Origin of the sequence: Teichococcus coralli, from assembly GCF_009829925.1 — a bacterium.
GTDB classification, from domain to species: Bacteria; Pseudomonadota; Alphaproteobacteria; order Acetobacterales; family Acetobacteraceae; genus Pseudoroseomonas; species Pseudoroseomonas coralli.
Genome location: NZ_SNVJ01000022.1, coordinates 71,199 through 78,258, shown reverse-complemented (window position 1 = coordinate 78,258; position 7,060 = coordinate 71,199). Strand labels below are relative to the sequence as shown.

Annotated in this window: 6 protein-coding genes; 3 read left to right on the top strand and 3 right to left on the bottom strand. The window is 72.5% G+C overall.

Annotated elements, in window-relative coordinates; all coding sequences use genetic code 11:
- The first annotated feature begins 2 nt into the window (after positions 1 to 2).
- The 3 genes from ftsY to E0493_RS19510 all read left to right on the top strand — a co-directional run bounded on the left by ftsY (position 3) and on the right by E0493_RS19510 (position 3,578).
- Complete coding sequence (gene ftsY, locus E0493_RS19520; protein WP_160938933.1) at positions 3 to 1,097, top strand: signal recognition particle-docking protein FtsY; 1,095 nt, start codon at positions 3 to 5, stop codon at positions 1,095 to 1,097.
- Between the two features lie 136 nt (positions 1,098 to 1,233).
- Entirely contained in the window at positions 1,234 to 2,109 is an 876-nt protein-coding gene (locus E0493_RS19515) for an endonuclease/exonuclease/phosphatase family protein (protein ID WP_160938932.1), read from the top strand.
- Positions 2,106 to 3,578 carry a phospholipase D family protein gene (locus E0493_RS19510; protein WP_160938931.1) on the top strand — a complete coding sequence of 491 codons (1,473 nt, stop codon included), beginning with the start codon at positions 2,106 to 2,108 and terminating at the stop codon, positions 3,576 to 3,578. Before E0493_RS19515 ends, E0493_RS19510 begins: the two co-directional genes overlap by 4 nt.
- 11 nt (positions 3,579 to 3,589) lie before the next feature.
- Here E0493_RS19510 and E0493_RS19505 read toward each other — a convergent pair whose 3' ends face one another.
- From E0493_RS19505 to E0493_RS19495, 3 genes are all read right to left on the bottom strand, one after another.
- Positions 3,590 to 4,567, bottom strand: coding sequence for a Bug family tripartite tricarboxylate transporter substrate binding protein (locus E0493_RS19505; protein WP_160938930.1), 978 nt, complete (start codon positions 4,565 to 4,567; stop codon positions 3,590 to 3,592).
- A gap of 203 nt (positions 4,568 to 4,770) precedes the next feature.
- Positions 4,771 to 5,973 (bottom strand): mandelate racemase/muconate lactonizing enzyme family protein, encoded by a 1,203-nt coding sequence (locus E0493_RS19500; RefSeq protein WP_160938929.1) that lies wholly within the window; start codon positions 5,971 to 5,973, stop codon positions 4,771 to 4,773.
- 8 nt (positions 5,974 to 5,981) lie between these two features.
- Complete coding sequence (locus E0493_RS19495; protein WP_160938928.1) at positions 5,982 to 6,947, bottom strand: Bug family tripartite tricarboxylate transporter substrate binding protein; 966 nt, start codon at positions 6,945 to 6,947, stop codon at positions 5,982 to 5,984.
- Positions 6,948 to 7,060: the final 113 nt, after the last annotated feature.

The window sequence follows — 7,060 nt, the reverse complement described above, 5'->3', positions numbered from 1 at the left end:
GCATGCCGGTGCCGCCGCCCGAGGTGCCGGCCGCGCCCCCTGGCCCGGCGGAGCCTGCGCGGCCCGAGCCGCCCCCCGCGGCGCCGGAGCGCGGCGCGGTGCCGCCACCCGCCGTCACCGCCTTCCTGCCCTCCGAGCCGGATGACGCGCCCTTGCCGGCGGAGGAGCCCGCCGCGCGGGGCGGCTGGTTTGGCCGGCTGCGGGTGGGCCTGTCGCGCTCCACCGCACGCCTGACCGACGGCATCAGCGGCCTGTTCAACAAGCGCAAGCTGGACGACGCGGCGCTGGAGGAGCTGGAGGAGGCGCTGATCACCGCCGACCTCGGCGTCGCCGCGTCGCAGCGCATCGTTGAGCAGTTCCGCCGCAGCCGCTTCGGCAAGGAGGTGACGGACCAGGAGGTGAAGGAGGCGCTGGCCGCCGAGATCGCCACCATCCTGGAGCCGGTGGCCGAGCCGCTGGCGCTGGACGGCACGAAGCGCCCGCATGTGGTGCTGGTGGTCGGCGTCAACGGCACCGGCAAGACCACCACCATCGCCAAGCTCGGGCAGCAATGGCGCGAGGAGGGCCGCAGCGTCGGCTTCGTCGCCGGCGACACCTTCCGCGCCGCCGCCGTCGAGCAGTTGCAGATCTGGGGCGAGCGCACGGGCTGCGAGGTGTTCGCCCCCGCCAAGGAGGGGGCGGACGCCGCCGCCCTGGCCTTCGACGCGCTGAAGCAGGCGCAGGCCCAGGGCACCGAGGTGCTGCTGGTGGACACCGCCGGGCGCCTGCACAACAAGACGGCGCTGATGGAGGAGCTGCGCAAGGTCATCCGCGTGATGCAGCGCGTGGACCCCTCGGCGCCGCATTCGGTGCTGCTGGTGCTGGACGCCACCACCGGCCAGAACGCCACCCAGCAGTGCAAGGTCTTCGGCGAGATGGTGAACGTCTCGGGCCTGGTCGTCACCAAGCTGGACGGCTCGGCCAAGGGCGGCGTCGTGGTGGCGCTGGCGCAGGAGTTCGGCCTGCCCGTCCATGCGGTGGGCGTCGGCGAGAAGGCGGCCGACCTGCGGCCCTTTGGCGCGCGGGATTTCGCCCGCTCCCTGCTGGGCCTGGGCTGAGCCGGGCGCCCGCCCCAAGCTTCCGCTTGGAAACCCTCGCCCGCTTTCCTAGGTTTGGAAGCAGCAGGCGGCCCGCCGCGCCGCCGTTCTTCCATTTCAGGCGGAGCGACCATCGCGTGTTTTTCCGGAGCGCAGCATGACACCCCCCGACGCCTCGCATGGCAGGGGCCGGCGGCCGGCAGGGCATGCCCCGGCGACGCGGCTGTCGGAGCTACGCGGGCGGCATGGCCTTTCCGTGCTGCCTTCGGTGCCGCCGCTGCCCCCGCCGGGCCCGGACGAGATCACCGTCGCCTCCTACAACGTGCACAAATGCGTCGGCACCGACCGGCGCTTCGATCCCGGCCGCATCGCCCAGGTGATCGCCGAGATCCAGCCGGACATCCTCGCCGTGCAGGAGGCGGACCGCCGCTTCGGCCGCCGCATCGGCCTGCTCGACACCCAGGCGCTGCAGCAGAGCGGCCTGTCGCTGGTGCCGGTCTCGCGCCTGCCGGACGGGCATGGCTGGCATGGCAACGCCCTGCTGGTGCGGCGCGGAACGCCGCTGGAAGTGCAGCGCCTGGCCCTGCCCGGCGCCGAGCCGCGCGGCGCCGTCCTCACCGAGATCGAGCTGCCGGCCGGCAAGCTGCGCATCGTCGCCGCGCATTTCGGCCTGCTCCGGCGTTGCCGCCTGCGCCAGGCCGCCACCATCCTGGAAGCCATCGCGCGCGGCACGAGCATGCCGACGCTGATGCTGGGCGACCTCAACGAATGGCGCCCGGGCCCGCGCTCCTCCCTGAGGCCGCTCGAGTCGCTGTTCGGCAGCGTCGCCTTCGGCCCGGCGAGCTTTCCCTCGCGCATGCCGGTCTTCGCGCTGGACCGCATCTTCGGCTGGCCCCGCGGCGTTGTCCGGGATGTGCAGGCACACAATTCATCCCTGGCGCGCATTGCATCCGACCATCTCCCGCTGAAGGCGCGGCTCTCGCTGGCTGCGGCGCATGCGGCGCCGTCCGGCGAGGTCGCGGCGGCGGCATGAACGGCACGCTGCTCCGGCCCCGGCCGCATCCGGCCGTGGTGGCGGGCGCCGCCCCACCCCGTTCGGAGCTGGATGACGTGGTCGAGTCCCTCCTCCGCGGCCATGACACCGGCGTGGCGCTGCTCCCCACGGGGCTTGAGGCCTTCATGGTGCGTGCCTTCAGCGCCCGTGCCGCCGGCCGCAGCCTGGACCTGCAGTACTACCACTGGTCCGACGACGTCACCGGCGGGCTGCTGGCGCGCGAGGTGCTGCAGGCCGCCGACCGCGGCGTGCGGGTGCGCATGCTGCTCGACGACAGCTATGCGCTTGGCATGGACCGCCGCATCACGCTGCTGGCGGCGCACCCGATGGTCGAGGTGCGGCTGTTCAACACCGCCCGCCTGCGCTGGCTTGGCCAGTTCGGCATGGGGGTGGAGTTCGCTCTCGGCGGCTGGCACCTCAACCATCGCATGCACAACAAGAACTGGGTGGTGGACGGAAAGCTGGCGCTGGTCGGCGGCCGCAACATCGCCGACGCCTATTTCGACGGCGCCGGCGACTTCAACTTCCGCGACCTCGACCTGCTGATCGCCGGGGAGGCCAGCACCCAGGCGCAGCGCGTCTTCGAGACCTACTGGGCCAGCAGCCTGGCGCGCCCGATGGACCAGTTCCGCCAGGCCGCCGGCGTGAGCCCCGAGGCGCTCCATGCGTTCCGCGAGGAGCTGGACGCGATCCCCGCCTCCAAGGCGGCGGGCTCCTACCGCGAGGCGCTGACCGCCACCCGCGCGCAGATGCTGGCACAGGAGTACCACCTGTTGCCCGCCGACAACACCGTGCGCGTGCTGGCCGACCCGCCAGCCAAGGCCAAAGGGCGCAACGTGCCTGGCGGCATGGCCCCCGCCATCAACGCCGTGCTGCGCGAGGCGCGGCAGGAGGCGGTGCTGATCTCGCCCTATTTCGTGCCCGGCAAGGTCGGCATGGCGGTGCTGGAGGAAATGGTGCGGCGCGGGGTGCGGATCCGCGTCGTCACCAACTCCCTGGCGGCGACCGACGTGGTCGCGGTGCACAGCGGCTATGCGCGCTACCGCCACCGCCTGCTGAAGCTGGGCGTCGAGCTCTACGAGCTGAAGCGCAGCGGGCGCAGCGGCAAGGGTGTCTTCGGCTCGCGCGGCGCCAGCCTGCACACCAAGGCCATCATGATCGACCGCGAGCTGGTCTTTGTCGGCACCTTCAACCTCGACCCGCGCTCGGCCAACCTGAACACCGAGATGGGCGCCTTCGCCCGGCACCCCGGCCTGGCGAAGCTGCTGGCCCGCGAATACAACCGCCTGACCGACCTTCACCGCAGCTACCGCCTCTCCCTGACGCCGCAGGGCAGCCTGCGCTGGACCGACGACCTCGGCAGCACGCGGCATGAGCCGGAGGCCTCCTGGGGGCGGCGCGCCATGGCGAACCTGGTGCGCTGCCTGCCGCTGGAAGCGCAGCTCTAGCCTGCCGCCTCCTATTCCGCCCGGATGTTGTGGGCGCGGATCAGCTGCCCGTAGCGCTCCGTCTCGCGCGAGAGCCAGGCGCGGAAGGCTTCCGGCCCATCCGCGCGCGGCTCGCCGCCGAGCTCGGCGATGCGGGCGGCAAGGGCGGGGCGGGCCAGCACCTCCTGCAAGGCCTTGTAGAGCAAGGCCACCTGCGCGGGCGGGGTCTTGCCTTGCACCAGCAGCCCTTGCCAGGTGCCCGCGTCCTCGGCCGTCCAGCCCAGTTCGCGGAAGGTCGGCACATCCGGCAGGCTGGCGAGGCGGCGCGCGCCGGTGACCGCGATGGCCCGCATCTGCCCGTTCACCGCATAGGGCTGCGACTGGGTGGCGCCGGCCACGGTCAGGTCGGCCTCGCCGGAGGTCACCGCCATCAGGGCGGGAGCGCCGCCGCGATAGGGCACATGCGTCATCTCGGTGCCCCACTGGTCGGCCAGGGCCACCTGGGTGAGATGCGAGGCGGTGCCGTTCCCCGAGTTGCCGGCGTTCAGCCCGCCGCGATGGCCTTTCGCCAGCGCCACCAGCTGCTGCGCGTCCTTTGCCTCCAGCTTGTTGCTGGCGGTCAGGATGTAGGGCGCGTAGATCACCATGCTGACCGGCGCCAGATCCGTCTCGGCGTTGTAGGGCAGCCTGGGGAACAGCGCCGGGTTGGTGGCCAGCACGGACACGTCCAGCAACAGCATGGTGTGGCCATCGGGCGGGCTCTTCGCCACCGCGTCGGCACCGATGTTGCCGCCCGCTCCCGCGCGGTTCTCCACCACCACGCTTTGCCCCAGCGCCTGGGTCAGCTCGGGCGCGATCAGCCGCGCCAGGATGTCGCTGGTGCCTCCCGGCGCATTCGGCACGATGATGCGGAGCGTATGGTCGAAGCCCTGTGCCCGCGAGGGCGGGGAGGACAGGGCAAGCAGGGCCGGGGCCGCCAAAGCGGATCCCAGCAGCACACGGCGACGCATGGTCCGTTCCTCCAACGATTCGTTCTCCTGATCCTTCCGCAGCGCCGGCGCCAGGGCCAGTCACATCGCACTGCGCGGGGAAGCCGATGCCGGAGAAGGAAAAGTCCGGCGAAAGGAATTCCCCCGGTCCCCCATCTTCCTTCTGCCGGCTTGGCGTTGCGCTGGTCGCCGGCGCTCACCGGCAACCCCTTTCCCAGCCTGTTTCAGCCTCCGCTCTCGCGGATCACCGCGTCGGCCCGCTGCCTCACCTCCGGCCGCAGCGCGGTGCCGAGGCCCGGCGCCTCCGGGGCCTGCACCAGCCCGCCCTTCAGCACCGGCAGCCCCGTCACCAAATCCCGGTACCAGGTGGCCAAGGTGGCGCGCACCACCTCCTGGAAGATCGCGGTCGGCGCGTGCAGGGCGAGATGCAGCCCGGCCATCAGCGTCACCGGCCCGGTGCAGTCATGCGGCGCCAGCGGCTTGGCATGCGCCTCGGCCAGGGCGGCGATCTTGCGCGCCTCGGTCAGCCCGCCGCACCAGGCGAGGTCGAGCATCACCACGTCGATCGCATCGGCCGCCAGCAGGGTGCGGAAGGGCACGGTGCCGCCCAGCGTCTCGCTGCCGCAGATCGGCGTGCGGGTCTGCCGGCGGAGGTCGGCGAGCGCCTGGACGTCGTCCATCTTGCCGATCGGGTCCTCGGCCCAGAACACGCCGTAATCCTCCAGCGCGCGGCAGATGCGGATGGCGGCCTGGGTGCCCCAGAGGCTGTGCAGTTCCGCCATCACCTCGATGCGGGTGCCGACGGCGGCGCGGATCTTGCGGAAGGGCTCCAGCCCGGCCTTCAGATCCTCCAGGCTGATCATGTGGCCGCCGGTGGCGGGCGCGTAGATGTCGAAGGGCCAGATCTTCATGGCGGCATAGCCCTCCGAGAGCAGGCTCTCGGCCAGCGCGCCGGCATCGCGCATGAAGGCGACCTGGTCGTCATAGGGGCCGGCGGCCACGTCCGCCGCGCCGATGTCGCGCCGCGCCGCGCCTTGCGTGTTGTAGGCGTAGCCGGCGCAGGTGTTGTAGGCGCGGATCTCGTTGCGCACCGCGCCGCCCAAAGCCTCGTGCACCGGGATGCCGTGCCGCTGCCCGGCAAGGTCCCAGAGCGCGATGTCCACCGCGCTGGCCGCGCGCACCTCGGCGCTGGCGCTGTGGAAGCCGAGATAGGGCGTCATGAGCTGCCGCGAGACCGCCTCGATGCGGCGGGCGTCGCGGCCGATCAGCAGCGGCGCCACCTGCTCGTGCAGCACCGCCTCCACCGCCTGCGCGCCGCGGAAGCTTTCGCCGAGGCCGGTCAGCCCCTCGTCGGTCTCGACCTCGACCCAGATCAGGTTCGGCCGCTCGGTGATGCGGATGGTGCGGAGGCGGGTGATGCGGGACACCGGGAACCTCACTCGGCGCGGATGTTGTTGGCGCGGATGACCTGGCCCCAGCGGGCGGTCTCGCTCTTCACCTGCTCGCCCATGCGTTCGGGCGGGCCGCCCAGCGGCACCACGGCGGCAGCCTGCAGGCGCTGGCGCACGGCGGGGTCCTCCAGCGCCTTGTTGAAGGCGGCGTTCAGCGCGGCCACCCGCGCCGGCGGCGTGCCGGCGGGCGCCAGGAAGCCGAACCAGCTGTCGATGACGATGCCGGGGATGCCCTGCTCGGCGAAGGTCGGCACGTCGGGCAGCTCGGGGATGCGCTCGGCGGAGACGGCGGCGACCGCCCGCACCGCCCCGGCGCGGATATGCGGCAGGATGGAGGGCAGGTTGTCGAAGAACACGTCGATCCGCCCGGCGATCAGGTCGGTGATGGCCGGCCCGCTGCCGCGATAGGGCACGTGCACCCAATGGAGCCCCAGCTTCTCCCGCAGCAGCTCCGGCGCCAGGTGGTTGGAGGCGCCGACGCCGGAGGAGCCGAAGCTCAGCCCGTCCGGCTTGCGCGCGAGCTCCAGCACCTCCTTCAGGCCCTGCGCCGGCAGGCCGGGCCGCACCGACATGACGTTGCGCACCGCGCCGGTCAGGATCACCGGCGTGAAGTCGCGCGCCAGGTCATAGCCGGGATTGGCGTAGAGCGAGGGGTTGGAGCCGCAGGTGCCGATGGTGCACTGGATCAGCGTCGTGCCGTCGGGCGCGGCGCGGGCGACCTCGGCGGTTCCGATGTTGCCGGCGGCGCCGGGCCGGTTCTCCACCACCACGCCGGCCGGCAGGAAGGGCATGGCGCCGTTGGCCAGCAGGCGGGCGACGATGTCGCTGGTGCCGCCGGGGGCGAAGGGCACGATGATACGCACCGGCCGGTCGGGCACCTGCGCGTGGGCGGCGGGCAGCCAGGGCGCCAGCAGGGACAAGGCCAGGCCCAGTGCAGCTCTTCTCATCATGGCGGCGGTTCCTCCTTTTCCGCGCGGCAACGGGATGCGCCGACCGGCCCGGTCTGTCGCCGGGCTCGCGGGCGCTGCCGTGACAGCGGTTGGGAACAGCTTCAGGAGGAGCT